The 24,464-nt window shown below is 67.8% G+C and carries 24 protein-coding genes; 11 read left to right on the forward strand and 13 right to left on the reverse strand.

Annotated features, from left to right (window positions below; translation table 11 throughout):
* The first annotated feature begins 61 nt into the window (after positions 1 to 61).
* Together JK358_RS16300 and JK358_RS16305 are read left to right on the forward strand one after the other, a co-directional pair.
* Positions 62 to 1,441 carry an ATP-binding protein gene (locus JK358_RS16300; protein WP_201948552.1) on the forward strand — a complete coding sequence of 460 codons (1,380 nt, stop codon included), beginning with the start codon at positions 62 to 64 and terminating at the stop codon, positions 1,439 to 1,441.
* 153 nt (positions 1,442 to 1,594) lie between these two features.
* Positions 1,595 to 1,927: a DUF1330 domain-containing protein gene (locus JK358_RS16305; RefSeq protein ID WP_201948553.1), complete on the forward strand. Its 333-nt coding sequence runs from the start codon at positions 1,595 to 1,597 to the stop codon at positions 1,925 to 1,927.
* 133 nt (positions 1,928 to 2,060) lie between these two features.
* Here JK358_RS16305 and JK358_RS16310 read toward each other — a convergent pair whose 3' ends face one another.
* From JK358_RS16310 to JK358_RS16325, 4 genes are all read right to left on the reverse strand, one after another.
* The gene (locus tag JK358_RS16310; RefSeq protein ID WP_201948554.1) at positions 2,061 to 2,297 is read right to left on the reverse strand and encodes a helix-turn-helix domain-containing protein; all 237 of its coding nucleotides are present in this window, start codon (positions 2,295 to 2,297) and stop codon (positions 2,061 to 2,063) included.
* A complete protein-coding gene (locus tag JK358_RS16315) occupies positions 2,297 to 2,893 on the reverse strand; it encodes a DUF2975 domain-containing protein (RefSeq protein ID WP_201948555.1) in 597 nt (198 codons plus the stop codon). Before JK358_RS16315 ends, JK358_RS16310 begins: the two co-directional genes overlap by 1 nt.
* Before the next feature lie 130 nt (positions 2,894 to 3,023).
* The gene (locus tag JK358_RS16320; RefSeq protein ID WP_201948556.1) at positions 3,024 to 4,241 is read right to left on the reverse strand and encodes an acetyl-CoA C-acetyltransferase; all 1,218 of its coding nucleotides are present in this window, start codon (positions 4,239 to 4,241) and stop codon (positions 3,024 to 3,026) included.
* Between the two features lie 330 nt (positions 4,242 to 4,571).
* Complete coding sequence (locus JK358_RS16325) at positions 4,572 to 5,066, reverse strand: hypothetical protein (RefSeq protein ID WP_201948557.1); 495 nt, start codon at positions 5,064 to 5,066, stop codon at positions 4,572 to 4,574.
* An 82-nt stretch (positions 5,067 to 5,148) separates the two neighbouring features.
* Here JK358_RS16325 and JK358_RS16330 point away from each other — a divergent pair, with 82 nt between their 5' ends.
* On the forward strand, positions 5,149 to 6,540 hold the full coding sequence (locus JK358_RS16330; RefSeq protein ID WP_201948558.1) for a cystathionine beta-synthase: 1,392 nt from the start codon (positions 5,149 to 5,151) through the stop codon (positions 6,538 to 6,540).
* Positions 6,541 to 6,619: 79 nt separating this feature from the next.
* On the opposite strand, the gene JK358_RS16335 is transcribed toward JK358_RS16330, so the two are convergent.
* The gene (locus tag JK358_RS16335) at positions 6,620 to 7,405 is read right to left on the reverse strand and encodes a MerR family transcriptional regulator (RefSeq protein ID WP_201948559.1); all 786 of its coding nucleotides are present in this window, start codon (positions 7,403 to 7,405) and stop codon (positions 6,620 to 6,622) included.
* Between the two features lie 312 nt (positions 7,406 to 7,717).
* Here JK358_RS16335 and JK358_RS16340 point away from each other — a divergent pair, with 312 nt between their 5' ends.
* The gene (locus JK358_RS16340; RefSeq protein ID WP_201948560.1) at positions 7,718 to 8,890 is read left to right on the forward strand and encodes an AbrB family transcriptional regulator; all 1,173 of its coding nucleotides are present in this window, start codon (positions 7,718 to 7,720) and stop codon (positions 8,888 to 8,890) included.
* A gap of 76 nt (positions 8,891 to 8,966) precedes the next feature.
* On the opposite strand, the gene JK358_RS16345 is transcribed toward JK358_RS16340, so the two are convergent.
* Both JK358_RS16345 and JK358_RS16350 read right to left on the reverse strand, forming a co-directional pair.
* Positions 8,967 to 9,395 (reverse strand): nuclear transport factor 2 family protein, encoded by a 429-nt coding sequence (locus JK358_RS16345; protein ID WP_201948561.1) that lies wholly within the window; start codon positions 9,393 to 9,395, stop codon positions 8,967 to 8,969.
* Between the two features lie 48 nt (positions 9,396 to 9,443).
* Positions 9,444 to 10,337, reverse strand: coding sequence for a LysR family transcriptional regulator (locus JK358_RS16350; protein ID WP_201948562.1), 894 nt, complete (start codon positions 10,335 to 10,337; stop codon positions 9,444 to 9,446).
* An 88-nt stretch (positions 10,338 to 10,425) separates the two neighbouring features.
* Between JK358_RS16350 and JK358_RS16355 the strand changes: the two genes are divergently transcribed.
* Positions 10,426 to 11,298, forward strand: coding sequence for a polysaccharide deacetylase family protein (locus JK358_RS16355; RefSeq protein WP_201948563.1), 873 nt, complete (start codon positions 10,426 to 10,428; stop codon positions 11,296 to 11,298).
* 55 nt (positions 11,299 to 11,353) lie between these two features.
* Here JK358_RS16355 and JK358_RS16360 read toward each other — a convergent pair whose 3' ends face one another.
* A complete protein-coding gene (locus JK358_RS16360; protein WP_201948564.1) occupies positions 11,354 to 12,886 on the reverse strand; it encodes an HD domain-containing phosphohydrolase in 1,533 nt (510 codons plus the stop codon).
* 627 nt (positions 12,887 to 13,513) lie between these two features.
* Between JK358_RS16360 and JK358_RS16365 the strand changes: the two genes are divergently transcribed.
* A complete protein-coding gene (locus JK358_RS16365) occupies positions 13,514 to 14,125 on the forward strand; it encodes a transglycosylase SLT domain-containing protein (protein ID WP_201948565.1) in 612 nt (203 codons plus the stop codon).
* Positions 14,126 to 14,309: 184 nt separating this feature from the next.
* Entirely contained in the window at positions 14,310 to 15,269 is a 960-nt protein-coding gene (locus JK358_RS16370; RefSeq protein ID WP_201948566.1) for a mechanosensitive ion channel family protein, read from the forward strand.
* A gap of 95 nt (positions 15,270 to 15,364) precedes the next feature.
* Here JK358_RS16370 and JK358_RS16375 read toward each other — a convergent pair whose 3' ends face one another.
* Together JK358_RS16375 and JK358_RS16380 are read right to left on the reverse strand one after the other, a co-directional pair.
* Positions 15,365 to 15,703, reverse strand: coding sequence for a DUF6401 family natural product biosynthesis protein (locus JK358_RS16375; RefSeq protein ID WP_201948567.1), 339 nt, complete (start codon positions 15,701 to 15,703; stop codon positions 15,365 to 15,367).
* A gap of 130 nt (positions 15,704 to 15,833) precedes the next feature.
* Positions 15,834 to 17,009 (reverse strand): acyl-CoA dehydrogenase family protein, encoded by a 1,176-nt coding sequence (locus JK358_RS16380; protein WP_201948568.1) that lies wholly within the window; start codon positions 17,007 to 17,009, stop codon positions 15,834 to 15,836.
* Positions 17,010 to 17,108: 99 nt separating this feature from the next.
* Here JK358_RS16380 and JK358_RS16385 point away from each other — a divergent pair, with 99 nt between their 5' ends.
* Positions 17,109 to 18,254, forward strand: coding sequence for a cystathionine gamma-synthase (locus tag JK358_RS16385; protein ID WP_201948569.1), 1,146 nt, complete (start codon positions 17,109 to 17,111; stop codon positions 18,252 to 18,254).
* Between the two features lie 261 nt (positions 18,255 to 18,515).
* On the opposite strand, the gene greA is transcribed toward JK358_RS16385, so the two are convergent.
* Both greA and JK358_RS16395 read right to left on the reverse strand, forming a co-directional pair.
* A complete protein-coding gene (gene greA, locus JK358_RS16390; protein WP_201948570.1) occupies positions 18,516 to 19,007 on the reverse strand; it encodes a transcription elongation factor GreA in 492 nt (163 codons plus the stop codon).
* 248 nt (positions 19,008 to 19,255) lie between these two features.
* Entirely contained in the window at positions 19,256 to 19,729 is a 474-nt protein-coding gene (locus JK358_RS16395; RefSeq protein WP_307817553.1) for a DUF4307 domain-containing protein, read from the reverse strand.
* 154 nt (positions 19,730 to 19,883) lie between these two features.
* On the opposite strand from JK358_RS16395, the gene mca reads away from it, so the two are divergent.
* The 3 genes from mca to JK358_RS16410 all read left to right on the forward strand — a co-directional run bounded on the left by mca (position 19,884) and on the right by JK358_RS16410 (position 22,217).
* The gene (gene mca, locus JK358_RS16400) at positions 19,884 to 20,765 is read left to right on the forward strand and encodes a mycothiol conjugate amidase Mca (RefSeq protein WP_201948911.1); all 882 of its coding nucleotides are present in this window, start codon (positions 19,884 to 19,886) and stop codon (positions 20,763 to 20,765) included.
* The gene (locus JK358_RS16405) at positions 20,762 to 21,040 is read left to right on the forward strand and encodes a hypothetical protein (protein ID WP_201948572.1); all 279 of its coding nucleotides are present in this window, start codon (positions 20,762 to 20,764) and stop codon (positions 21,038 to 21,040) included. The genes mca and JK358_RS16405 overlap by 4 nt, the downstream gene beginning before the upstream one ends.
* A 124-nt stretch (positions 21,041 to 21,164) precedes the next feature.
* Complete coding sequence (locus tag JK358_RS16410) at positions 21,165 to 22,217, forward strand: AraC family transcriptional regulator (protein WP_201948573.1); 1,053 nt, start codon at positions 21,165 to 21,167, stop codon at positions 22,215 to 22,217.
* A gap of 13 nt (positions 22,218 to 22,230) precedes the next feature.
* Here JK358_RS16410 and JK358_RS16415 read toward each other — a convergent pair whose 3' ends face one another.
* Positions 22,231 to 24,306 (reverse strand): CocE/NonD family hydrolase, encoded by a 2,076-nt coding sequence (locus tag JK358_RS16415; protein ID WP_201948574.1) that lies wholly within the window; start codon positions 24,304 to 24,306, stop codon positions 22,231 to 22,233.
* Between the last annotated feature and the right edge of the window lie 158 nt (positions 24,307 to 24,464).

Here is a 24,464-nt window from a genome sequence, read left to right on the forward strand (position 1 = left end):
TCGTTCAAAGCAGGCAGTGCCAATTTTCTGGACGGTTGCCTGTCAATGGCAGTATCGGAACATGCTCGCTGACTCCACCGCTCCGTCCGCCCGCTCCGACGACGGCCGCTCGTTCGTCATCGCCGATGCCGCGGGCTCCGCGTACGTCGCCGGATCCCTCGTCGTGGTCGTCGCCGGTGCACGCCGGCAGCTGGCCCTGATCGAGGAGCGCTCGGAGACCACGCCGGTACGCCTGCGCGGGCGGTTGATCGGCGAGCTCACCGAGGAGGGCATCGACACCCGCGCCAGCCACGCCTTCGACCGCGCCCTGGTCGAGGCCGCCGATGTGGACACCGTGCAGACCCTGCACGACACCACCGGGGCCATGCTGGAGGTGGGCGTGAACCTCACCGCACCGGGCGGCCCGGCGCGACTGCTGCCCAAGCGGTTCAACCGGCACACCTTCTGGTGCGGGCAGAGCGGATCGGGCAAGACCTATGCCCTGGGCGTGGTGCTGGAGCAGCTCATCGCGCACACCGCGCTGCCCGTGGTCATCTTCGACCCCAACTCCGATTTCGTGCGGCTCGGCGAAGTGCGTCCGGAGGCCACCGGGCCGACCGCGGAAGCCTTGCGGGAGCGCGATATCCGGGTGCTGCGACCCAATGCCGACGGCGACGCCAAGCTGCGCGCCCGCTACCTGAACATGCCAATGGCATCGAAAGCCGCTGTCCTGCAGATCGATCCGATCGCCGATCGGGAGGAGTTCAACGAACTCATCCACCTGCGCAGTGTGCTGGAGGCCGGGGAGATCTCGGATATCCTTCCGCACCTGCGTAATTCGAAGGTTCCCGCCCAGCGCCGGCTGGCCATGCGGGTGGAGAACCTGCGTTTGAACGACTGGGAGGTGTGGGCGGGCCGGGACCGCGCGGTCACCGACCACGTCGCCGAACGCCCCGACGTCACCGTGCTGGATCTGGGCGGATTCTCCACGCCCGAACAGCAATTGGTGGTCGCCCTGTCCCTGCTCGACGATCTGTGGGAGCGCCGCGAGGAGCGACGGCCGGTGCTGCTCGTCATCGACGAGGCGCACAACCTGGCTTCCCCGCGTCTGGATTCCCCCATCGCGGTCGCGGTCCGCGAACGCCTCATCCAAATCGCCGCCGAGGGCCGCAAATTCGGCCTCTGGCTGCTGCTGTCGACCCAGCGCCCCTCGAAGGTGCACCCCGGCATCATCTCCCAGTGCGACAACCTCGCCCTCATGAAGATGACCTCCCCCTCCGACCTCGCCGAACTCGGCACCTATTTCGGCTACGCCCCCACCGCCCTGCTGGACCGTTCCCCCTGGTTCCGCCAGGGCGAGGCCCTCTTCGCCGGTGGTTTCGTCCCCGCCCCCGCCCTGGTGAAGGTCCGTCGCCGCCTCACCCGCGAGGGCGGCAGCGACGTGGATGTCCCCCTGCGCTGACCATTGCTGGACTCTCCCGCCACGGGAGGGTCCACCCTGGACTCCTGAACAGATGTTCCCCGATCCGCCGAGCATTACCCGCCGGGTAATCGACTTCGCTACCCGGATCGGGAAATATCAAGAGCAACAAAGCAACCCAGCCAGGAGCCCGCAATGCCCGGTTACGCGATAGCGCACCTCACCAACATCGACTTCAACGCCGACATCGTCGAATACCTGGAGCGCATCGACGCCACCTTCACCCCCTTCGGCGGCAAATTCCTGGTCCACGGCCCCGGCCAGACCGTCAAGGAGGGCCCCGCCGACAGCAATTTCGTCGTCGTCGAATTCCCCACCCGCGAAGCCGCCCAGGCCTGGTACGACTCTCCGGCCTACCAGGCCATCCTCCCCCTCCGCACCAACAACTCCACCGGCACCGCCGTCATCGCCGAGGACTGCGGCGACGACCACATAGCCACCGACATCCTCGAGGAACTCCAGGGCTGATCACGCCACGCGAGGCCGGCCACCCCTGCCGCCGGCCTCGCCGCCAGGGTTGACGAGGCTCATCGACCCCGTCCCCTCCCCGGGCTTGGGGGCCGCCGCGCCCCCAAGCCCTTCCGGCTGTGCGCCATCGGTATCACGGCGTCCCACCGGGGTGTTCCACGGTCAGCAGATCGGCGGGCTGGCATTGCAGGACATCGCACAGGGCGGTCAGCGTCGAGAATCGGATCGCCCGCGCCCGGCCGTTCTTGAGTATCGACAGGTTCGCCAGCGTGATCCCGACGCGGTCGGCGACCTCGGTCAATGTCATATTCCGTTGCGCGAGCAGCCGATCCAGATGGACCGTGATCCGATGGTCCTCCTCGGGCGGCATCAGATGACCGTCGCCAGATCGTCGCGCATTCGAGTGCCGCGGGCCAGGATCTCGGCGACCACGAAGCACCCGAGCCCGGCCAGTGGCCACCCGACCGCCACCTCGAATCCGCCTGCCGTGCGGGACGAGTCCACGGTGCGATCGAGCACGAGTTCCGCGCCGCCCTCCACCAATGCGCCGATCATGCCCGCGAGCAGGACCGCGCCGATGACCCGCAGGCCACCGGCGATGCGCGGGGTGAACGGGTCGGTGCGCCGGGCCCGGTGCAGCACGACGGCCAGCGCGGCGAGGGCGGCGAGCAGCACGCTCGCGGTGGGGAACCAGGTGAGAACGTGCAGGACGCGCTGCCACGCCGTGGGTGAGCCGATATCGACGCCGATCTGCCCGGTGCTGCTCGCTGAAGTGCCGGCCGGCAGCGAAGCGCCCGGATACGCGGCCGGATCGATCGGTAGATCCGCGGGCACGGTGGCCTCGGCGAAGGCCCGCACCAACCCGGTGACCACCCCGATCAGCACGGCGGCCAAGGCGAGCCAGACGACGATCTGGAGTTGTCGGAGATAGTCGCCGGTGGTGTCCCACTTGGTGAATCGGCGCATGGCCACCCTCCCTGTTTATCGAAAAACGATGTATCGATAATCGATAAGCAGGGCTCGGGTGTCAATACTCCCACGCAAAGAAGAGCCCGCCCGACCGTGCGGTCGGGCGGGCTTCATGGTTTGCCGGGCGTCAGCTCAGGCGCTCGATGACCATGGCCATGCCCTGGCCGCCGCCGACACACATGGTCTCCAGACCGAACTGCTTGTCGTGGGTCTGCAGGTTGTTGATGAGGGTGGCGGTGATGCGGGCGCCGGTCATGCCGAACGGGTGGCCCAGGGCGATGGCGCCGCCGGACACGTTCAGCTTGTCCTCGTCCATGCCGAGGGCGCGGGCCGAACCCAGCACCTGCACGGCGAAGGCCTCGTTGATCTCGTACAGGTCGAGGTCGCCGATGGTCATGTTGGCGTTGCCGAGGGCCTTCTTGACGGCCTCGATCGGGCCGAGGCCCATGATCTCGGGGGAGAGGCCCGAGACGCCGGTGGACACGATGCGGGCCAGCGGGGTCAGGCCCAGCGCCTTGGCCTTGGTGTCGCTCATGACGACCAGCGCGGCCGCACCGTCGTTGAGCGGGCAGGCGTTACCGGCGGTGATGGTGCCGTCGGGGCGGAAGACCGGCTTCAGCTGCGAGATCTTCTCGTAGGTGGTGCCGGCGCGCGGGCCGTCGTCGGTGGTGACGACGGTGCCGTCGGGCAGGGTCACCGGGGTGATCTCGCGCTCGAAGAAGCCGGACTTGATGGCCTCCTCCGCGCGGTTCTGCGAGCGCACGCCCCAGTGGTCCTGATCCTCACGCGAGATGCCGGTGTAGGTGGCGACGTTCTCGGCGGTCTGGCCCATGGCGATGTAGACGTCGGGCAGCAGGCCCGCCTCGCGCGGATCGGTCCAGGTGGCGTTGGTCTCGGCGGTGGCCTTGGTGCGGGCCTCGGCGTCGGCGAACAGCTCGTTGTGGGTGTCGGGCCAGCCGTCGGCGGTGCCCTTCGGGAAGCGCGAGACCGTCTCGACGCCGGCCGAGATGAACACGTCGCCCTCGCCGGCCTTGATGGCGTGGAAGGCCATCCGGGTGGTCTGCAGCGAGGAGGAGCAGTAGCGGTTGAGCGTGACGCCCGGCATGAAGTCGTAGCCGAGCTGCACGGCGACGGCGCGGGCCATGTTGAAGCCGGCCTCGCCGGCGGGCTGGCCGTTGCCGAGGATCAGGTCGTCGACCTCGCGCGGGTCGAGGGCGGGCACCTTGTCCAGGGCCGCGCGGACCATCTGAGCCGTGAGGTCGTCCGGCCGCATGCTCACCAGCGAGCCCTTTCCGGCGCGGCCGATCGGCGAGCGGGCGTACGAAACGATGACGGCCTCAGCCATGAGGACTCCTTACTTGCAGGGGTGAACCTCTTCGAATTTACGACGGCTGTGTTCGGGGACATACATCCGGTATGCGTGTATCCCACTAAATGAACTGTGGGATATCCAACTCTCTGGATCTCTCGTGCCCCGCTGCCTGCGGCAGCGGGGCACAGGCCGAAGGGGAACGAAGGAGGCTACGCAGGGGATTCGAGGGCTAGTCGGGCGGCAGCGGGGCACAGGCCGAAGGGGAACGAAGGAGGCTACGCAGGGGATTCGAGGGCTAGTCGGGCGGCAGCGGGGCACAGACCGAGGGGGAAGGAAGGAGGCTGTGCAGGGGGTTCGAGGGGCTTATTCGGACGGCGGCGGTGGCGCGGGCTTGGGGTCGGCGGGTACGTCGAACGCGCCGTGCTGCGGCACATTCGGCATATCCGTGAAGACGGTGACCACGACATGCCCCGGATCGGTGTCCTGGAACATCGCGTACTGGATGGACCCGTAGATGCCCGCTACCAGGGGAACTCGATATTCGCCGACGCGCCCGGTGTTCACGTTCCGCCAGGCCACCGTGACGAGCGTCTCGCACTGTGGCGCGAAGCTGTACTCGCCGTTGGTGTACCCCACCACCGGCGTCGCCTGCACCGAGATGATCGCCCGCCCCGGCCACTGCGGGCTGGTATCGGCCCAGCTGCGAATGGTGGCCCCGCACGGCGTATCCCGGAGAAACGTTGGCACCTGCGGGAATTCGACGAGCACGGCCGATGCGGGCGCGGCCGTCACGGCCAGCGTGACAGCGGCGATCGGACCGAACAGTACGGCGGCGCGCAACCTCGTCGGCGTCCTCATGCGGGCGATGGTAATTTCCCGCGACCGCGATATCCCCGACGTGCGCGAAAGCCGCGATCTCCTTTCTGCAACGATGAGGGGTATGCGCATCGCTAACCATGTCGTCGATCTGATCGGAAACACCCCGCTCGTTCGGTTGAACTCCGTGGTGGGTCCGGACTCGGGACTGGTGGCGGCGAAGGTCGAGTACCTGAACCCGGGCGGCAGCTCGAAGGACCGCATCGCCGTCAAGATGATCGACGCCGCCGAGAAGGCCGGGCTGCTGAAGCCCGGCGGCACGATTGTCGAACCGACCTCCGGTAACACCGGTGTGGGCCTCGCGCTGGTCGCCCAGCAGCGCGGCTACAAGTGCGTATTCGTCTGCCCGGACAAGGTTTCCGAGGACAAGCGCAATGTGCTGCGCGCCTACGGCGCCGAGGTCGTGGTGTGCCCGACCGCGGTCGCGCCCGAGGACCCGGACAGCTACTACAACGTCTCCGACCGCCTGACCCGCGAGATCCCGGGCGCGTGGAAGCCGAACCAGTACTCCAACCCGGGCGGCCCGGAATCGCATTACGAGACCACCGGCCCGGAGATCTGGCGCGATACCGAGGGCAAGGTCACGCATTTCGTGGCGGGCGTCGGCACCGGCGGCACCATCACCGGCACCGGGCGGTATCTGAAGGAGATCTCCGGCGGCAAGGTCAAGATCATCGGCGCGGATCCGGAGGGCTCGGTGTACTCCGGCGGCACCGGCCGCCCGTACCTGGTCGAGGGTGTCGGCGAGGACTTCTGGCCCAGCGCCTACGACCCGGCCATCCCGGACGAGATCATCGCGGTCTCCGACGCCGACTCGTTCGAGATGACCCGCCGCCTGGCCCGCGAGGAGGGCCTGCTGGTCGGCGGCTCCTGCGGTATGGCCGTGGTCGCGGCGCTCAAGGTCGCCGAGCGCGACCCGGATGCCGTTGTGGTCGTGCTGCTTCCGGACGGCGGCCGCGGCTACCTGTCCAAGATCTTCAACGATCAGTGGATGAGCTCCTACGGCTTCCTGCGTGAGCGCCTCGACGGCTCCACCACCGAACCGCTGGTCGGCGAGATCCTGCGCGGCAAGTCCGGCAACCTGCCCGACCTGGTGCACACCCATCCGCAGGAGACCCTGCGCGACGCCATCGAGATCCTGCGCGAGTACAACGTCTCGCAGATGCCGGTCGTCGGCGCGGAGCCGCCGGTCATGGCCGGTGAGGTCGCGGGCAGCGTCACCGAACGCGATCTGCTGTCCGCGGTGTTCGAGGGCCGCGCCAAGCTCACCGATTCGGTGGCCCAGCACATGAGCCCGGCCTTCCCGCTCATCGGTTCCGGCGAACCGCTCTCGGCGGCCCGCAAGGCCCTGGAGGAGACCGACGCCCTCATGGTCGTCGACGACGGCAAGCCCGTCGGCGTCATCACCCGCCACGACCTGCTCGGCTTCCTGAGCACCGGCGAATTCGGCCACTGACGCTCCCGGTCCGACACCCGCGCCGCACGATTCGTGTGGCGCGGGTTTTCTTCGCCACCGGGCATCCGGGGCGATGGAATCAGCGGGCTCCCGGTCGCGGGATGTAGACGCCGCCCGCGCGGAGTCTGGCTTCGACCAGTGCGGTGAGCCGGCCCGCGGCGGTTTCCTGTTCCTTGTTGTGCGCGGCGATCATCTGGTAGCGGGTGGCGGCTTCGCTGCGGGCCTGCAGGCCGGTGAGGATCTTCAGGTGGGCCGGGTGCGCGAGGTAGTGGTCGGCCACCTCGACGGCGAAGCCGGGGATGCGCGGGTCGTCCGGATCCCAGGTCGCCGCTTCCGCGGCGCGGCGGCTCAGGGAGACGAAGCCGGGGTCCGCCAGAGCCTCCTCGACATGGCCGATGTAGTCGTCGAAGCCTTCCGGCACAAGAGCTTTGGCGAGTACCAGTCCTTCGGCGGCGGCGGCCACATCGGCGGCGGTGAAGCCGAGGGCGGGGAGTCGCTCCAGCAGCGTCACCGCGCGGTCGGGGAACAGGGCCCGGTTGCCGTCGGCGAGCCGGTGCAGGGTGTCGCGGCGGGCGGTCAGTTCCTCGATGCGTGCGGTGAGCTGTTTCTCGACCTCGGTGAGGGTGGTGGCGAACAGTTCGGCGTCGGCGTCGAGCAGGGGGCCGATGTCGGCCAGCGGCACCCCGGCGGCGGCGAGAGTGCGAACCCGCACCAGCCGCAATAGTTCTCGCGATCCGTAGCGCCGGTAGCCCGAGCCGTCCCGTTCCGGCTCGGCGAGCAGGCCGAGCCGATGATAGTGGCGCACCGTCTTGATGGTGACGCCGGCGAAGGCCGCCGCCTGCCCGATGGTGACTCCGTAGCTCATCCGCTCAGCCTGCCCTGTCGTCGTGGTCGCCTGCGTGCCGCACTACGCCTCGGTGCAGATCATGTCGCCGCGGACATGGTGTTTCGCTCCTCGGACGCCGTGGTGGCTGGTCTGGAACGAGCGTGAACCCTGCCCTCGGGTCAACCTCAACTGTGAGCTGGGCCACTGGAATTGGAATGCGGTGGCCTCGCCCCGCCCGGGTGGCCTCGGGTACAGGGCTTTCCGTGGTGCGGCGGGAATCACTCCGGCGCGTCGGCCACGATAACTGGCTTGTTACTGAGTGTTCATACTCGGCGAGCAGGATCGTGGGGCATGAACCGGTGGCAGGCGATCGCGTGGGTGGCTCTGTTGGCCGCGGTGCTGGGCATCGCGGAGCTGCTGGAGCGCACGCGATTTCCGGCGCCGCAGATGATCGTTGCCATTGTGGTGGGTGCGGGGCTGGCGCTGTGCGGTCGGCTGCCCGCGCCGATGCCGCGTGAGGTGAACACCGGCGTGCAGGCCATGCTCGGTGTGCTCATGGGTAGCTATCTGCAGATCGAACTGCTGTCCTCGATCGGCTGGGATCTGGTCCCGGTGCTCGCCATCACGGCCGCGACGGTGGTCGTGAGCATTGCCATCGCGGTGGTGTTCGCGCGCCTGGCGAAGGTCGAGATGCCCACGGCCACACTGGGATTGCTCGCGGGCGGATCGGCCGCGGTGGTGGCGGTGGCCGACGAGCTGGACGCGGATCCGCGGCGGGTGGCGTTCATGCAGTACCTGCGGGTGGCCATGGTGGCATTGACCGCTCCGGCGCTGGCCGCCCTGCTCGACGACGGCGACCGCGCCGGGTTCGGCACCGCCACCCTGGGCGGCGGCGTGACGAATCCCGATCTGCCGCACTGGATGATCGTGGGCCGCGGCGATCAGGTCGCGGGATTGTCCATCGCGATCATGCTGTGCCTCATCGGAATTCGCGTCGGCCGGTACCTGCGGCTGCCGAACGCCGCGCTCATCGGCCCGATGATCCTGACCGCCATCCTCACCGCCGTCGGCGTCAGCCACGGGTACGCGCCGACCAACCTGTTCAAGGAATTGCTGTTCGTCCTCATCGGATTCGAGGTCGGCACCCGCTTCACCCGCACGGTCGTGCGGGAGATGGCCCGCATGATCCCGGGCATGACCGCCGCCATCGTGGCGCTGTCGGTACTCGTCGGCGGGCTCGCCTTCGGCCTGGCCTACCTGGTGGATCTGGAACTGTCGGATCTCTACCTGGCCACCACGCCCGGCGGCATCAACGCGGTGCTGGCGGCCGCGGAGAACATGGAGGCGAACATGCCGCTCATCACGAGCGTGCAGAGCGTCCGCCTGCTGCTCATGGTGCTGCTGCTGCCGCTGGTCATGCGGGGTCTGCGCCGGTTCACCCCGGCCACCCCGCTGCCGTCACCCTCGCCGGAACCCGAGCCCGAACCCGAGTCCGCCGCACCGGTCGCCGCCCGCGCCGCCTGACCCGACGACGACCCGGCCGGGCAGGACCGGGTCGTCCACAACGAAACTCTGCTGAAAACCGTTGGGGTAGTGGGCATCACCTCCCGGTGTACGCGGCGATGTGCTTGGCCGTATCGGCGTAGTGCCGGAACCGGGTGACCTTGCCGTTCTCGTCGAAGCTCCACAGGTGGAGTTCGTCGTCGGTGATCCGCGCCCCGCCCGGCAGGGTGACGTCGACGCGGATCTCGGCCACCACCTGCCCGCCCCCGCCGATCACGTCCAGCACGGTGAAATCGTGGAAGGTCCAATCCGCGAGCAGCGCAAAGAATTCCGCCACTTCGGCCGGGCCTTTGCGGGCCGCCATGTGTGCGATGCCCGCGAGCTGCGCGCTGTTGGCCGTCCAGTCGGCGTCCCAGGCGATGTCATCGGTGAGTTGATCGAGAATGTGGGCGATGTCCCCGGCGCCGAAGGCCTGGTAGAGGGATCCGACGATTTCGGCGTTGCTGGGCCGGTGCGTGGCGTTCATGCAGCAATGGTCGCGGCGCGGCCGGGACACTCACATCGGTCGATCGACCTATCTCGCGACGCCGGCCAGCTCGCACAGGGTTTCGGCGAAGGCGCGCACGCGCGGCGAGTCCCCGCCGCGCCGCCAGATCAGCCCGTACTCGATCGGCGGCGCGTCCCGGAACGGAACATAGGTGATGCCGGGGCGCGCGTAGTACTGACCGGCCCGCAGCGACGCGGGGGTGGCGTAGCGGCCCGTGGCCACCAGCCCGAGGAACTCCAGCCAGTAGCCCGATCCTTCGACGTGGCTGATGGTCCGGCCCGCCGGCGTGCGCCGCGGATAGATGTGGTCGAGCCAGTACCGCGGGACCGCACCGGTGGCGACCACCATGGGTAGCTCCGCCTGATCCTCGACCGAGACCGAATCCTGCTGGGCGAGTGGATGTTCCGTGGGCACTATCAGGGCGCGGGGCTCGGTGAACAGGACCGGCCCGGCCACCAGATCGGGCTCGGCGACCGGGAACTCGGTGACCTGGAGATCGATCTCCCCGGCCCGCAGCGGACCGTGCGGGTCACGGAGTTGGACCTCCCGGGTGTCCACCCGGCAGTCGGGGTAGATCCGGTGGAATCTGTCGGCGGCCCGCAGGACCAGATCGAGCACCCAGTGCGAGGAGAAACCGACGCGCACCGGACCGCTGAAGCCCTTGCCGACCTCGACCGCACGCGCGACGGCCTGCTGAACAGCCCGGTAGGCGGGCGCCAGATCGTCGCGCAGCTGCCGGCCCGTCGGCGTGAGCGCGACATGGCGGCTGCTGCGCTCGAACAGCGGGACGCCGATGCGGCGCTCCAGTTTTCGGATGGTCTGGCTGACCCGGCCCTGCGCCAGCCCCAGACGTTCGGACGTGCGCCGGAAATGGAGTTCCTCGGCCAGGGTGAGGAACGCCTCGATCTCGTGTCGTTCCATCCGGTTTCCTCGATCGGTGAGCTGAGCGCACCGATCGTAGCGGAGATCGGTCTTGTTCCCGCTGGTCGGGCAACCGAGGGTTGGCGGTGTGCAACTCGAGAACACCCTCTTCGACTACAGTCCCATCACCGAACGCCCGGAGTTCAGCTGGCCCGGCGGCAAGAAGGTCGCCTTCTATGTCGGCCTGAACATCGAGCACTTCCGTATCGACAAGCCCTCCACCAGCATCTGGCCCGGTACCGCCGAACTGGTGCCGGACGCCCTCAACTACGGCTGGCGCGATTACGGTGCGCGCGTGGGCATCTGGCGTGTGATCGACGCCCTGGACCGGCACGGCATCCGCGCCAGCGCACTGCTCAATTCCGATGTGGTGGAGTACAACCCGCAGATCGTCGCAGCGGGCCTGGAACGGAACTGGGCCTGGCTGGTGCACGGCAAGACGAATTCCGAAGTGACAGCGGGTATGTCGGCGGAGGAGGAACGGAAGTATCTCACCGCCGCCGTCGACACCATCGCCGCGGCCACCGGTGCGCGACCGAAGGGGTGGATGGGGCCCGGTCTCACCGAAACCTTCGAAACCCCCTGGATCCTCGATGAACTCGGTCTCGACTACATCCTGGACTGGACCAACGACGACCAGCCCTACGCCCTCAACGTTCCGGGCATGATGTCGGTGCCGTACACGCTGGAACTCAACGATCTGGGCATCTTCGCCAAGGGCACGACCGGTCCCGAGTACGTCCAGATGATCAAGGACCAGTACGAGGTACTGCTCGCCGAATCCCGGCGCAGTGCCCGGGTGCTCCCGATCGCCTTGCACCCCTTCGTGATCGGGCAGGCCTTCCGCACCAAATACCTGGATCAGGCCCTGGAATTCCTTGCGGCCCAGCCGGATGTCTGGTTGACCACGACCGACGAGATCGCCGCCTACTACCGGGAGACCGTGTTGGACCAGGACTGAACCGGCACCCCGCCCTCGCAATGACGGGGTCGGGGTTCGGAGCCCGGGTTCTCGGCTAGCCGGGCAGCAGGCCGTGTTCCATGGCGAAAACGGCTGCGCCCGCACGGGTTCGGCGGCCGGTCTTGTCGTAGATGTGCGCCAGGTGGTGGCCGACGGTGCGTTCGGAGACAACCAGTTCGGCCGCAATCCGGCGGTTGGAGAGGCCACGGGCTGCCAGGCGCAGCACGTCCACCTCGCGTTCGGTGAGGCCGCAAGGGTATTCGGTGCGCGCGGGGCGCAGGCCCGCGGCCTCCACCACGGCGGCACAGGCGTCGCGGTCCAGGCGTCCGGCGGCCGCCTCGGCGGAGAGATGGGTGGCGGCCTCGCTGGGTTTGTGGGCGGGCCGGTGCGGGCGCGGCTCGGTCATGGCGGCGAAGACGTCGGCGGCGGCGAGCAGCCGGGCGGCGGTGGAGAGATCGTGGACGCGGACGCCGCGGTGGTAGCCGCTGCCGTCGAGGCGTTCATGGTGGCCGGAGGCGATCTCGGCCAGATCGGTGAGGCTGGGGCAGCGGCGCAGCACCCGATCGGTCCAATAGCTGTGCAGCCGAACCCTTTCCCAGTCGCCCGCGCCGAGCGGGCCGGGCCGGTCCCACACCGCGCTGGAGACGGCGGCGCGGCCGATGTCGTGCAGCAGGGCGGCCGCGCGCAGGGCGGCGCGGTCGGTGGCGTTCATGCCGGTGAGTTCGGCCGCGCTGTCGGCCAATTGGGCCACGTGCGCCGAATGTCCCAGCAGGTAGCGGCCTTTCAGGTCGACCACCACCGCCATGGCGGCGCACAGATGATCACGGTCCTCGGGCCGGATGATGGTCGGCAAACCCGGTTCGGCGCTCACCACGGCGGTCAGCAAATCGTGTTGGTCGAGTACGCCCCACACCGCGCCGGGGTCCGCGGCGAAGATCGATACCAGGTCGGGATCCAGGTGTCCGCCCGCGCGCCTGCGCAATTCGGCCAGCGCGGCGGCGCGGTCGCGGGCGCGGAACGCCAGCACCGCCTGCTCCGCGAGATGCAGAATGCGCCCGGCCAGGGAGAGTTCGTCCCCGCACAGCCGGTCCGGCGCGCCCAGGCCGTCGAAGCGTTCCTTCACCTCGGTGAGGGCGACCACGGCCGCCTCGGGCAGCCCCAGGCGTGGCCCGAGCGCCCGGCTGACCTCGCACACCGAGCGGACCGCGATGGGCGCGCCCTGGGGGGCCTGGGTGATGAACCGGTCGCGCATGGCGGCCTGGGTCTGGGGCGCCCAGTCGCCGAAGGTGTCCATCTGGGCGGCGAAGACGCTCGGATCGCCGGGGTCGAGGGTGTGATACGCCTGCTGGAAGGCGATGTCGTCGGCATAGGCCTCGGCGTTCTCCGAGGCCCGGCTGGTGCAGCCGACCGCGCCCAGCAGGGCGGCGTGAAAGACGATGCGCCGATCCGGTTCGTCCAGGCCGATCCGTTCGGCCATGGCATTGGCGATAAGGCATACCGCCAAGCCTTTTTCGAATGGCATTCCGGTGGCCAGGTCGGTGGTCAGGGACAAGGCCGCCAGCACCTCGGTGACCCGGATCGATGCCATGAATTCGAGATTAGTGCGCCGCGACCGGCCGCGCATCGCGAATCAGCGGGCTTGAATTGTGTTACTGGTGTGACTGAATTCAACTAATGATGTTTGCTGAAAGATCACGAAGACCGTTATCGAATGCCGCGACACGCCATGCGAAACGCCGAAATTGGGCAAATAACGCTATATCGCTCCAGCGGGGCTAAATTCTTCTGTGATCTGAAACACTTTGTGTTTGCACGCGGATCAGCAGGTCAGCGCTTGTATTAATGCAGGTCCCGAGGGTGCCGAACGAGCCAGTTCAACTGCTGTTCACTTTTGGTTCAGACTGTGTTTACTAAGCGCAATCAAGCTGTGACCTTGTCGGAAACAGACCAGAAGTCTGAATGACGCGAGGAGATGTCGACACATGCGGAATGTGATCACGCCACCGGTGCGATGAGGCACCACGGCCAGATTTGGCCGGCACTGTCACCCGCTGCCTCCTTCAGCGTCTATTCCATTGGCCCGTAACGGGTTTCACAACAGCAACGGACAACAGCCCCCAGCGCGCAGAGCAAGCGCCGATTGGCGTGCGCCCTGCACCCCGCGCTGGGTCTCCCCGGCCTGCGAGCCCGAAACCGAACAGGAATCAACTCCGCCATGCCCAAGAATGCCCTCTCCGCACTGAGTGACCCTGCCAGACGTAGCAAGGCGGTTGCCACCGCCCGCACCGTCGGCACCGCCGCCCTCGCCCTGGGCGTCTTCGGATCCATCATCACCGCCGCCGGCGCCGCCCAGGGCGACGTCAAGCCGGTGTCGCTGAAGCAGACCCTCGCCGCCACGGCCCCCATCACCGGGACCGTCGCCCCCGTCGCCGAGCAGGCCCCCGTGCCCGCTCCCATGCCGGAGCCGGTCGTCGAGGTGCCGCCCGCCCCGCCCGCGCCCGTCTACCCGGACAACCTGGACGGCTGGATCCGCCAGGCCCTGGACATCATGGCAGCGAAGGGCATCCCCGGCTCCTACGACGGCATCTACCGCAACATCATCCGCGAGTCCAGCGGCAACCCGCAGGCCATCAACCTGTACGACTCCAATGCCGCCATGGGCATCCCGTCCAAGGGCCTGCTGCAGGTCATCGACCCGACCTTCGCGGCGTACCACGTCGAGGGCACCCCGTTCGACGTGTGGAACCCGGTCTCCAACATCGTGGCCGCCTGCAATTACGCGGCGCACCGCTACGGCTCCATGGACAACGTCAACAGCGCCTACTGAGCGTCTCCGGGCAGTGCTCGGATTGATCTCTGGCAAATAGCAAGCACCCGAATTGGCAACTTTTTCGCAAACTGCCGGTTCGGGTGTTCGCATAGGGGTATAAACCCGCTTGAAGTAGTTCTGTGCAGTGCTGCGCAGTTCCGGCACACGGCCGGAAACCGCGGATAGCGAAGGGACCGGGTTCATGGGCACCTCGAGTTTTCTGGCTATCGACATCCAAGAGGGACTCTCGGCCGCGTGGAGCAACATCGCCACGTTCGTGCCGAAGTTCGTCGGCTTCCTCGCCATCCTGCTCATCGGCTGGATGGTCGCGAAAATCGTTGCGCGCGTAGTCACTCAGCTGCTGAACCGGGTCGGCTTCGATCGGCTGGTCGAGCGCGGCGGCATCAAGGAGATGCTGGCGCGCGGACGCTACGACGCCACCGGCATCATCGCGAAACTCGCCTACTACGCGGTCCTGCTGCTCACCCTGCAGCTCGGCTTCGGCGTCTTCGGGCCGAACCCGATCAGCACCATGCTCAACGGCATCGTGGCCTGGCTGCCGCGGCTGGCCGTGGCCATCGTCATCGTCTGCATCGCGGGCGCCATCGCGCGCGTGGTGATGGACATGATCGCGAACATGCTCAGCGGGCTGTCCTACGGGCGCATGATGGGACGCATTGCGGCCGTGTTCATCTGGGGCGTCGGCATCATCGCCGCGCTCAATCAGATCGGGGTCGGCACCTCGGTCACCATGCCCATCCTCATCACCGTGCTCGCGGTCATCGGCGGCGTGCTCGTCGTGGGTGTGGGCGGCGGCCTGATCCGGCCCATGCAGCAGCGCTGGGAAGGCTGGCTGGAAACCATCGAGAGCGAGATGCCCGAGGTGAAGGGGCACGCCGAGGCGTACCAGCGCGGCCGCGAGGACGCCGTCCGGCAGCGCGAGGCCCAGCAGCAGGCCATGATGGCGCAGCAACAGCAGGCCATGATGCGGCAGCAGGCCATGGCGGGCGGGCAGATGCCGCCCGGAAAGTGGGCCGAGCGGCCCGTGCCGCCCGGATACGGCCAGGCCGGTTACGGGCAGCAGATGCCCGGGCAGGGCGGCCAGGCACCCGGACAAGCTGGACAGCCCCCGAATCCCGGCAACAACCCGGGGATGCTGTAGCAAACCCTCGCAGCGGATGTCTCCGGACCGTCCCGTGAAGCCGAAACGGCCCGCGCACCGTGCGCGGGCCGTTTCTCATGCGTCCGTGGCCGAGTTCATTCCGTGCGGGCGAGGGCGCACACGGCGGCGAGCCGGAGGTGGATCCAGTCGGCGTAGCGCCAGTCGTCCGGTTCGGCCGGGAGCGGAATGTCCAAGTCGTGCAGATCCTCCAGCACGCCGCGGGCATATCCCGCCAGCAGCACGCTGGTCGGCACCATGGCCGAATTGCGTACTCCCGCATCGAGAATGTCCCGCACTGCCGCCGCATGCTGATCGATCTCCGCCGACAGCGCCGGGAACTCCTCGGCAGCGAGCCGGGCGGGGGCTCCATGCGTGCGGTTCAGGCGGGTCAAGGTCTTTCGCGCCGAAACGACGAGCAACGCGGAGCCGAACACCGGCTCATGCTAGCAATCACCCGGCACCCACGCGGCGGCTGTGAGATATCGCGCACACGCGCGCGCAGCGGTATGCCTCGAAACTCTCAGCGGTCCGCTTCCCGCTGCTCAGCGGAATGTCTGAGCAGCGTCAGCGGAAGGCTTTGGAACCGGTCAGCGCCTCGCCCAGCACCAGCTGATGCACCTCGGCCGTGCCCTCGTAGGTGAGCACCGACTCCAGGTTGTTGGCGTGCCGCAGCACCGGGTACTCGAGGGTGATGCCGTTCGCGCCGAGAATGGTCCGGCATTCCCGCGCGATGGCGATGGCCTCGCGGGTGCTGTTCAGCTTGCCCGCGCTCACCTGTTCGCCGCGCAGTTCGCCGCGATCCTTCAACCGGCCCAGGTGCAGGGCCAGCAGCTGACCCTTGCCGAGCTCCACCGCCATATCCGCCAGCTTGGCCTGGGTGAGCTGGTAGGCGGCCAGCGGCTTGTCGAACACCTCGCGGGTCTTCGCGTAATCGATTGCGGCGGTGAGACAGTCACGCGCCGCACCGAGCGCGCCGAAGATGATCCCGAACCGGGCCTCGCTCAAACATCCCAGCGGAGCGGTCAATCCGCGCCCGTTGGGCAGCATCGCGTCCGCGGGCAGCCGCACCCCGTCCAGTGACAGCTCGGCCGTGATCGAAGCCCGCAGCGACAACTTGTGATGCATCTCCCGAGCACTGAATCCCGGTGTGTCCGTGGGCACTACGAACCCGCGAATCACCTGCTTCTCACCTTCGAGGGTCTGCGCCCACACGATCGCCACATCCGCCACGGACCCGTTGGTGATCCACATCTTCGACCCGTCGAGGATCCAGTCGTCGCCGTCCCGCTTCGCCCGGGTGCGCATCCCGCCCGGATTCGATCCGAAGTCCGGTTCGGTCAGTCCGAAGCAGCCGATCAGCCGGCCGGCGGCCATCTCCGGCAGCCACCGCTGCTTCTGCTCCTCCGAGCCGTACTTGTGGATCGCGGTCATGGCCAGCGACCCCTGCACCGAAACCAGCGACCGCACACCGGAATCCACGGCCTCCACCTCCATGCAGGCCAGCCCGTACGCGGTAGCCGAGGTGCCCGCGCAGCCGTACCCCTCCAGATGCATCCCCAGCAGTCCCAGCTTCCCCAGCTCGGGCGCGATCTCCCGCACCGGGAACGTTCCCGCCTCGAACCACTCCGCCACATGCGGCCGCAACCGCTCCGCCCCGAACGCGCGCACGGTATCGCGGATGGCCTTCTCCTCCTCGGAGAGCAGCGAGTCGATTGCGAAGAGTTCATCAACGGTGACCATGGCCTCACCCTAGGAGCAGGCGGTCACCGCGACAACGACCGAGGGTGAGGTTCCACACCGCGAATTCATAGCGATTTCGCCGGGCAATAGACTCGGGCCATGAGCGATCAGCTGGGTTTCTCCACACGGGCCGTGCACGCCGGGTTCGATCCCGACCCTCAGACCGGTGCGGTGAACGTGCCCATCTACGCGAGTTCGACGTTCGCCCAGGACGGGGTGGGCGGTATGCGGGGTGGCTACGAGTACGCCCGCACCGGTAACCCGACCCGCACCGCGCTGGAAGCCAATCTGGCGGCGCTCGAATCGGGTACGTACGGGCGCGCATTCGCCTCCGGCATGGCGGCCACCGACTGTGCGCTGCGCGCCAACCTGCGTCCCGGCGACCACCTGGTGATCCCGAACGACGCGTACGGCGGCACCTTCCGGCTGATCGACAAGGTCTTCACGCAGTGGGGGATCGAGTACTCGGTGGCGGCGGTCAACGACGCCGACGAGCTGGCGAAGGCCATGCGGCCCAATACCAAGCTGGTGTGGATCGAGACGCCGACCAACCCGCTGCTGAACGTCGGTGACATCGCGGCCATCGCGGACGTCGCGCACCGGGGCGGCGCGAAGCTGGTGGTGGACAACACCTTCGCCTCGCCGTACCTGCAGCAGCCGCTGCTGCTGGGCGCGGACATCGTGATCCACTCGACCACCAAGTACATCGGCGGTCACTCGGACGTGGTCGGCGGCGCGCTCATCACCAACGATCAGGACCTCGACGCCAAATTCGCCTTCCTGCAGAACGGGGCGGGCGCGGTCCCCGGCCCGATGGACGCCTTCCTCACCCTGCGCGGCATCAAAACCCTCGCCCTGCGCATGGACCGCCACTGCGACAACGCCGAGACCATCGCCGAGTTCCTCTCGAACCACCCGAAGATCGCCCAGGTCATCTACCCCGGCCTTCCGGAACACCCCGGCCACACCACCGCCCAGAAGCAGATGCGGCGCTTCGGCGGCATGATCTCGGTCCGCGTCCACGGCGGCAAGGAAGCGGCCCTCGACTTCTGCGCCCGCACCAAGCTCTTCACCCTCGCCGAATCCCTCGGCGGCGTGGAGTCCCTGATCGAGCACCCGGGCGCGATGACCCACGCCTCCACCGCCGGCTCCGCCCTCGAGGTCCCCGCCGACCTCGTCCGCCTCTCGGTGGGCATCGAGGACATCAGCGACCTCCTCGCCGACCTGGAGCAGGCACTGTCCTAACTCTCAGGAGGGCTCTCAGGGGCTCCGCCCCCGAACCCCCGAAAACGGCTCTCAGGGGCTCCGCCCCCGGACCCCCGACAACAAGAAGCGCCGCACCGGAATCCGGTGCGGCGCTTCTGTTATGAACGGTGACAACTGATTTCGTTCGGTCCGGGTAACTCACCGGGGACGTCCGAAATCGGTGTCGTGCTTGACCGCACCACGCGTGCACAGCGTTTACGGCTCTTGGCCGGGCGCTGAAGTCGCGGGGAGGCGGGACAGTCAGCTGTGGTACGGCTCCGCGCTGACCAGCGTCACCTTCATGGTGTTGCCGTTGGGCAGGGTGTATTCACGGGTTTCGCCGACCTTGGCGTCGATGAGGGCTCCGCCCAGGGGGGAGTTGGGGGAGTAGGTTTCCAGGTCGGCGCGGCCGAGGCCCTCTTCGCGGGTGGCGATGAGGAAGGTTTCGGTGTCGGTTTCATCGCCGTCGTAATAGACCTTGACGACGGAGCCGGGCAGCGCGACGCCGGATTTGGTCGGCGCGATGCCGACCTTGGCGTTGTTGAGTAGTTCCTGCAGCTGGCGGATGCGCGCCTCCTGCTGGCCCTGCTCTTCGCGTGCCGCGTGGTAGCCGCCGTTCTCCTTGAGATCGCCTTCTTCGCGACGCTCGTTGATCTCGGCCGCGATGACCGGACGGTTGGCGATGAGCGCGTCGAGTTCGCCCTTGAGCCTCTCGTGCGACTCCGGTGTCAGCCAGGTCACTGTCTCAGTCATCTTCGATCACTCCCTAGTAGTTGTCCCCGGCAAGCCGGGATTCCCTGATTTCCGCCGCCCAACCCTCTCCGTGGAGAAGGCATGGCGGCAGTGGACGGCTAGAGCGATCCTGGGGGAGAATCCCGACAGCACCTGCCGCCAATGCAAGCAAACACGGCTCCGAACCCCGGAACCGTGTATCGCGTCATTTTAGCACGATTTGCAAAGATGCAGGTAGAAGCATCAAAGCGGGTTGCGTACCGGACTTTTCACCCGGCGCGGAGGTAGGCCGGAACCTTGTCGCTACACCCGTAGATGTTGGCCGCTCCGGCGCGCTCTGTGGTGCGCAACCGTGTTGTGAGACGGACAGTTCCGCTGTCGGATGCCGGGATGAGAACTTCACGGCGGCCGACCTCGGTGCTGTCACCGGTCAGGGCTCGAACGTAGCAGACGATGGGTTTGCCGGGATCCTGGCGGGTGACCTTGAAGTCCACGTCCACGGTCGAATCGTCGACGACGGTGTAGCCGAGGCGTTCCGGTTCGATGTCCTTGGGCCCGTAGGTGCGGTAGCCGAGGAAGGCGACCACGACTCCGGCGGCGATGACGAACACTCCCAGGGCGTAGGGCAGCCAGCGTGGCGTCTTGCGCCGCGAGATTCCGTACCGGTCGGCCGGCCTTTCACTGCGGCCGCCGGCCGAAGTGAGGCGCGCTGTGTCCTCGGTTCGCTCGCTGCGCTCGCTCACGGCTGGACGCTCCCGGGGGGTAGGTCGGAACAAATGTCGGTCGGATGGAACTATAGGGAAGGAGATCGGACACCCCCTGCCCGGAGTCGGCGGAGAGCGATGAGGTGAACACTGTGATCGGTGAGGTGAACGAGAAGTGAGTGGTCTTCGCCTCATGGCGGTACACGCGCACCCCGACGACGAATCCAGCAAGGGCGCGGCGACGACCGCCCGCTACGCGGCCGAGGGAAACGAGGTCCTCGTCGTCACCCTGACCGGTGGCGAACGCGGCGACATCCTCAACCCCGCCATGGACGTCCCCGGCATCAAGGACCGCATCACCGAGGTCCGGCGCGAGGAGATGGCCGCGGCCGCCGCCGCGCTCGGTGTCGAGCAGCTGTGGCTCGGCTACACCGATTCCGGCCTGCCCGAAGGTGATCCGCTGCCGCCCCTACCCGAGGGCAGCTTCGCGCTGGTGCCCCTGGAGGAGGCCACCGAGGCGCTGGTGAAGGTGGTGCGCGAGTTCAAGCCGCACGTCATCACCACCTACGACGAGATGGGCGGGTACCCCCACCCCGACCACATCATGTGCCACAAGGTGTCCGTCGCGGCCTACGAGGCCGCGGGCGATCCGGAGCAGTTCCCCGACGCGGGCGAACCCTGGACCCCCTCGAAGCTCTACTACAACCACGGTTTCAGCCTGACCCGGCTCGAGGTGTTCGCCGATGAGTACGCCCGCATCGGCGAACCGTTCCCCATGCAGGAGTGGATGGACCGCATGCGCAAGTACGCGGCCGAACGCGGTGACGTCATGTCCCGGGTGACCACCCAGGTGGAATGCGCCAAATACTTCCCGCAGCGTGACGACGCCCTGCGCGCGCACGCCACCCAGATCGACCCCAACGGCGCCTTCTTCGCCATTCCGACGGAGATGCAGCAGAAGCTGTGGCCCACCGAGGAATTCGAGCTGGCCAAGACCCGGGTGCGCACCGCCATCCCGGAGACCGACCTGTTCGCGGGAATCGACGACGCCGACACCGAGGACCCCGACCGATGATCCTGACCCTGCTCGCCCAAGGTTCCCCGACCAACCCGACCGGACCCGAGTTCGGCAAGGCGTCACCCCTGGGCCTCGTCATCGTCCTGCTCCTGCTGGCCGGCACCGTGCTGCTCATCCGCAATATGAACAAGCACATCAAGAACCTGCCCGCCACCTTCTCCCCGGAGAATCCGGAGCCGGATCAGGAAGCCGACGAGGGCACCGAGCACGGCATCACCACGCGGGACAGGGAGGATGCCCCGAAGCCGGAATCCTCCGAGAGTTCCGCCTGACTTTCCGAACGCCACGACCCCGGTCCGCACGGACCGGGGTCGTGGCGTTCGGTGTGGTGCACAATTCTGGACGCAACTGTCTGTGACACTGTAGTTTGCGTACGGATGGGAGGTGGTGTGCGCGATGGTTGCTGTGGCCCGTGCGGCGACACTGCGGGGATTCCGGGAACTGGCCGGTGAGCTCGGCGCCGACGGTACGGCGCTGCTGCGCGGATTCGATATCACCCCGGCCGCCCCGGACAGCGACGACGCCATGATCTCCGCGGAGGCCATCGGCCGATTGCTGGAGGCGGCCGCCGTCGAACTGCGCTGTCCGGATCTGGGTCTGCGGCTGGCCGCCCGGCAGGACGCCACCGCGCTCGGCCCGCTCGCCGTGGCCGTCGCCAATGCCGCGACCGCCGGTGACGCCATCACCTGTGCCTCGCGTTTCCTGTTCACCCATCACACCGGAATCTCGGTCGCGGTCGTGGACGATCCGGAGGGGCGGCCCGGGGTGGTCGGGCTGCACTATCGAGATCCGGGCGAGGCCACCGGATTCGGCCAGGCGATCGATCTGGCGGCGGGCATCATCCACCGCTTCCTGCGGCACGGGCTCGGTGACGAGTACGGGCTGCTGTCGGTTCATCTGCCGCATGCCGCGCTCGCTCCGGCCGCGAGCTATCGCGAATACTTCGGGTGCGAGGTGCGATTCGACACCCCCACCACGGTGTTCCGGCTGCCCGCGGATCTGCCCGATCGCCCGGTGCCGGGCAGCAGTGCCATGCTGCGCACGCTGGCCATGGACTATCTGACCAAGAATTTCCCGGACCTGGGCCAGACCATGGTGGCCAGGGTGCGGTTGGCCATCGATCGCATCCGGCTCGACGCAAGTACCGACATCCATCGGATCGCGCACCTGTTGTCGCTGCCGGAGCGCACTCTCGCCGACGCGCTGGTCGCTGAGGGAACGACTTTCGCCGAGGTGCTCGACGCCGCGCGCCGCGATACCGCGCACCGGTTGCTGCGTGATACGGATCTGTCGATGGCGCAGATCACGGCGGTGGTCGGGCTGGGTGATCAGTCCGCGCTCACCAAGGCGGTGCGGCGCTGGTTCGGTGTGACCCCGCTGCAAGTGCGGAGCAGTGCGCGGGAGCGGCGCGGCGACCGCCGCCCCCGGCGCACTGTCGTGCCGGGCTGAGAAGCCGCCCGGACTATTCCGGAACGGCCGCCGACAGCGGGATGTTCACCCAGCTCGGCGCGTTCGGATCGAGCCGGACGTGCTGCGGCTTCAGCCCGGAGTCCACCAGGATCGGCAGTATCGGCACGCCCTTGGGGAAGTTGCTGGCGTACACGTCGATTCGCAGTCGATGCCCCGGAGCCAGTACGGCCTCCATGGGCGTCATGGCGATGTCGAGCGTGACCGCCTCACCGGGAACGGTGGGCTGCCGCCGGTCCATGTCGAGGTAGTACGCCGGCTGCGTGTAGTCGCCGTTGGGCGATTTCAGGCTGGCCGCGTCGTCGATCTGCCGCAGTGAGCTCACCAGCTGACCGGTGGTGATCTCCCGTGACGCCCCGTCGGGCGCGACATCGTTGAGGGTGACGACCCAGTAGCCGTCGGCGGCATCGTGCACGACGTTCAGATGCATGTTGATCGCGCCGGAGATGGTTGTCGGCTCGGCGACGGGCGCACTGGTGAAGGTGAGCCCGTTCATCTCCCAGATTCGCGAATCATCGCCGCAGGCTTGGATTATCGAGACGATGCCCGCCGCGATCCGGGCCGCGTCCCGGCTGCACAGGCTCAGCACGCCGGGTGCGACGGTGAGATCACGCGGGGTGGCCGGCGGGGCGGCCGACAGTCCGCCGTCGTAGAGCGAACTCTGTGTGGTGCCCGAGGGGATGTCGTTGAGATACATCCGCCGGTAGGTGATCGCGTTGTTCGGGTACTCGAGGCTGGTGACCCAGCCGCCGCCCTGCTGTTTCAGGGTGAGCGGGCTGTAGCGGTCGATGCCGTTGTCGATGCCGCGCAGCCACTTGTCGAACCAGGCGCGCTGCAGCACGTCCAGGCGCGGCGGCATGCCGGGATGCCCGAATCCGGCGACGCCGGAACCGAGGTGGTAGCCCTCGCCCATGATCAGTTTCTTCTGTTCCAGCGGCAGCGGCATGGTGTTGTAGGTGTCGGTCGGCGTGCTGCCGAACAGATCCCACCAGGCGTCGACGACGAAGGTGGGCACCTCGACCTTGCTCGGGTCGATCTTCAGGCCCTGCCGGAACCCGGATTCCGGGTCGTAGATCTCCTGGGTGGAGGGGGTGAGCTGGCTCGGGGCCATGGCGGTGTAGCCGTTGAGCACCTTGTCGACCAGCACCGCCGGATCGGCTATGCGATCGCGCAGCCACTCCAATTGCTGTGCGGGATCGAACTTTCCGACCAGCAGGGCTTCCACGTCGGGGATCATCTTGAGGAAGTTCACCCCGATCAGCCAGGGCACCAGGAAGCCCGCGCCGACCGCGCCGCCCGAACCGGCGATATCGGTGAAGATGTCGGCGCTGGGCTCGTAGGCGAAGATCGCCTTCAATCCGGGCGGGTTCCGGTCGGCGACCTCCATGGCCGAGATGCCGGTGAAGGAGATGCCCATGGTGCCGACATTGCCGTCGCTCCAGGATTGCCGGGTGATCCAGTCGATCACCTCGACCATGTCCTGTTTCTCGCGTTCGCCGAACACCTGCCACTTGCCCTCGGAGGTGCCGGTGCCGCGAATGTCGACCTGTACCAACGTGTATCCGGCGTGTGCCAGCGCCCAGTCCTGGATGGCGGCCGACACCGCGCCCGAATCCAGCTGGCGGGTCATGTCGAAGATGCCGTCGAGTCCGACGCCCGGCAGGTTCAGCGAGGCGAGCCACGGGAGCAGCACATCCTGGATGCCCGGGATGCTGAGCAGGGCCTGTCCGATGAGCATCGGCATTTTGCCGTAGCCCTGCATCTGCAGCACCACGGGTCGCCGGGTGTCGGGGACGCGGCCGTTGTCGGCGGGGTGGATGATGTCGGCCTTCAGCACCGTGCCGTCGCTCATGGTGATCGGCACGGCCAGGTCGGGCGCGATCCCGTTGTAGGGCTGCGGGCCGTCGACGGCCGCGGTCCATCCGGCCGCGTACGTGCCGCCGTCGATTCCGGTGAAGTCGCCGGCGGGGTCGCCGGAAGCGGGTTGTACGAGCAGGGAGGTGCCCAGGACGGCGGCGACTGCTGCCGCCGCCAGCTTTCCGGCGAGCCTCGCCCGTGATCCAGATCTCATGGTTCTGCATTCTGTCCGGGACAGTGGGGCCGGTGCTGGTGCCGAGCCGACAACTTTTTGCCGCGGTTGGTCATTTCCCGACAATCTTTTGTGCACAGGCGACAAATCGGCGTCCGGCGCGGCACGATGAGTGGGACAGTTTTGACGAACCGATCGGT

It is taken from the genome of Nocardia acididurans (assembly GCF_016741815.1).
GTDB lineage: Bacteria > Actinomycetota > Actinomycetes > Mycobacteriales > Mycobacteriaceae > Nocardia > Nocardia acididurans.

Bases quoted from the DNA above. Each gene is read 5' to 3' on its own strand.
- JK358_RS16380 (WP_201948568.1), bottom strand. From the start codon at position 17,009: ATGGTCACCGTTGATGAACTCTTCGCAATCGACTCGCTGCTCTCCGAG.
- JK358_RS16335 (WP_201948559.1), bottom strand. From the start codon at position 7,405: ATGAGCTACGGAGTCACCATCGGGCAGGCGGCGGCCTTCGCCGGCGTC.
- JK358_RS16315 (WP_201948555.1), bottom strand. From the start codon at position 2,893: ATGCGCCGATTCACCAAGTGGGACACCACCGGCGACTATCTCCGACAA.
- JK358_RS16330 (WP_201948558.1), top strand. From the start codon at position 5,149: ATGCGCATCGCTAACCATGTCGTCGATCTGATCGGAAACACCCCGCTC.
- JK358_RS16385 (WP_201948569.1), top strand. From the start codon at position 17,109: ATGAGCGATCAGCTGGGTTTCTCCACACGGGCCGTGCACGCCGGGTTC.
- JK358_RS16370 (WP_201948566.1), top strand. From the start codon at position 14,310: ATGGGCACCTCGAGTTTTCTGGCTATCGACATCCAAGAGGGACTCTCG.
- JK358_RS16310 (WP_201948554.1), bottom strand. From the start codon at position 2,297: ATGCCGCCCGAGGAGGACCATCGGATCACGGTCCATCTGGATCGGCTG.
- JK358_RS16325 (WP_201948557.1), bottom strand. From the start codon at position 5,066: ATGAGGACGCCGACGAGGTTGCGCGCCGCCGTACTGTTCGGTCCGATC.
- JK358_RS16305 (WP_201948553.1), top strand. From the start codon at position 1,595: ATGCCCGGTTACGCGATAGCGCACCTCACCAACATCGACTTCAACGCC.
- JK358_RS16405 (WP_201948572.1), top strand. From the start codon at position 20,762: ATGATCCTGACCCTGCTCGCCCAAGGTTCCCCGACCAACCCGACCGGA.
- JK358_RS16300 (WP_201948552.1), top strand. From the start codon at position 62: ATGCTCGCTGACTCCACCGCTCCGTCCGCCCGCTCCGACGACGGCCGC.
- JK358_RS16320 (WP_201948556.1), bottom strand. From the start codon at position 4,241: ATGGCTGAGGCCGTCATCGTTTCGTACGCCCGCTCGCCGATCGGCCGC.
- JK358_RS16350 (WP_201948562.1), bottom strand. From the start codon at position 10,337: ATGGAACGACACGAGATCGAGGCGTTCCTCACCCTGGCCGAGGAACTC.
- JK358_RS16365 (WP_201948565.1), top strand. From the start codon at position 13,514: ATGCCCAAGAATGCCCTCTCCGCACTGAGTGACCCTGCCAGACGTAGC.
- mca (WP_201948911.1), top strand. From the start codon at position 19,884: ATGGCGGTACACGCGCACCCCGACGACGAATCCAGCAAGGGCGCGGCG.
- JK358_RS16415 (WP_201948574.1), bottom strand. From the start codon at position 24,306: ATGAGATCTGGATCACGGGCGAGGCTCGCCGGAAAGCTGGCGGCGGCA.
- greA (WP_201948570.1), bottom strand. From the start codon at position 19,007: ATGACTGAGACAGTGACCTGGCTGACACCGGAGTCGCACGAGAGGCTC.
- JK358_RS16410 (WP_201948573.1), top strand. From the start codon at position 21,165: ATGGTTGCTGTGGCCCGTGCGGCGACACTGCGGGGATTCCGGGAACTG.
- JK358_RS16345 (WP_201948561.1), bottom strand. From the start codon at position 9,395: ATGAACGCCACGCACCGGCCCAGCAACGCCGAAATCGTCGGATCCCTC.
- JK358_RS16360 (WP_201948564.1), bottom strand. From the start codon at position 12,886: ATGGCATCGATCCGGGTCACCGAGGTGCTGGCGGCCTTGTCCCTGACC.
- JK358_RS16340 (WP_201948560.1), top strand. From the start codon at position 7,718: ATGAACCGGTGGCAGGCGATCGCGTGGGTGGCTCTGTTGGCCGCGGTG.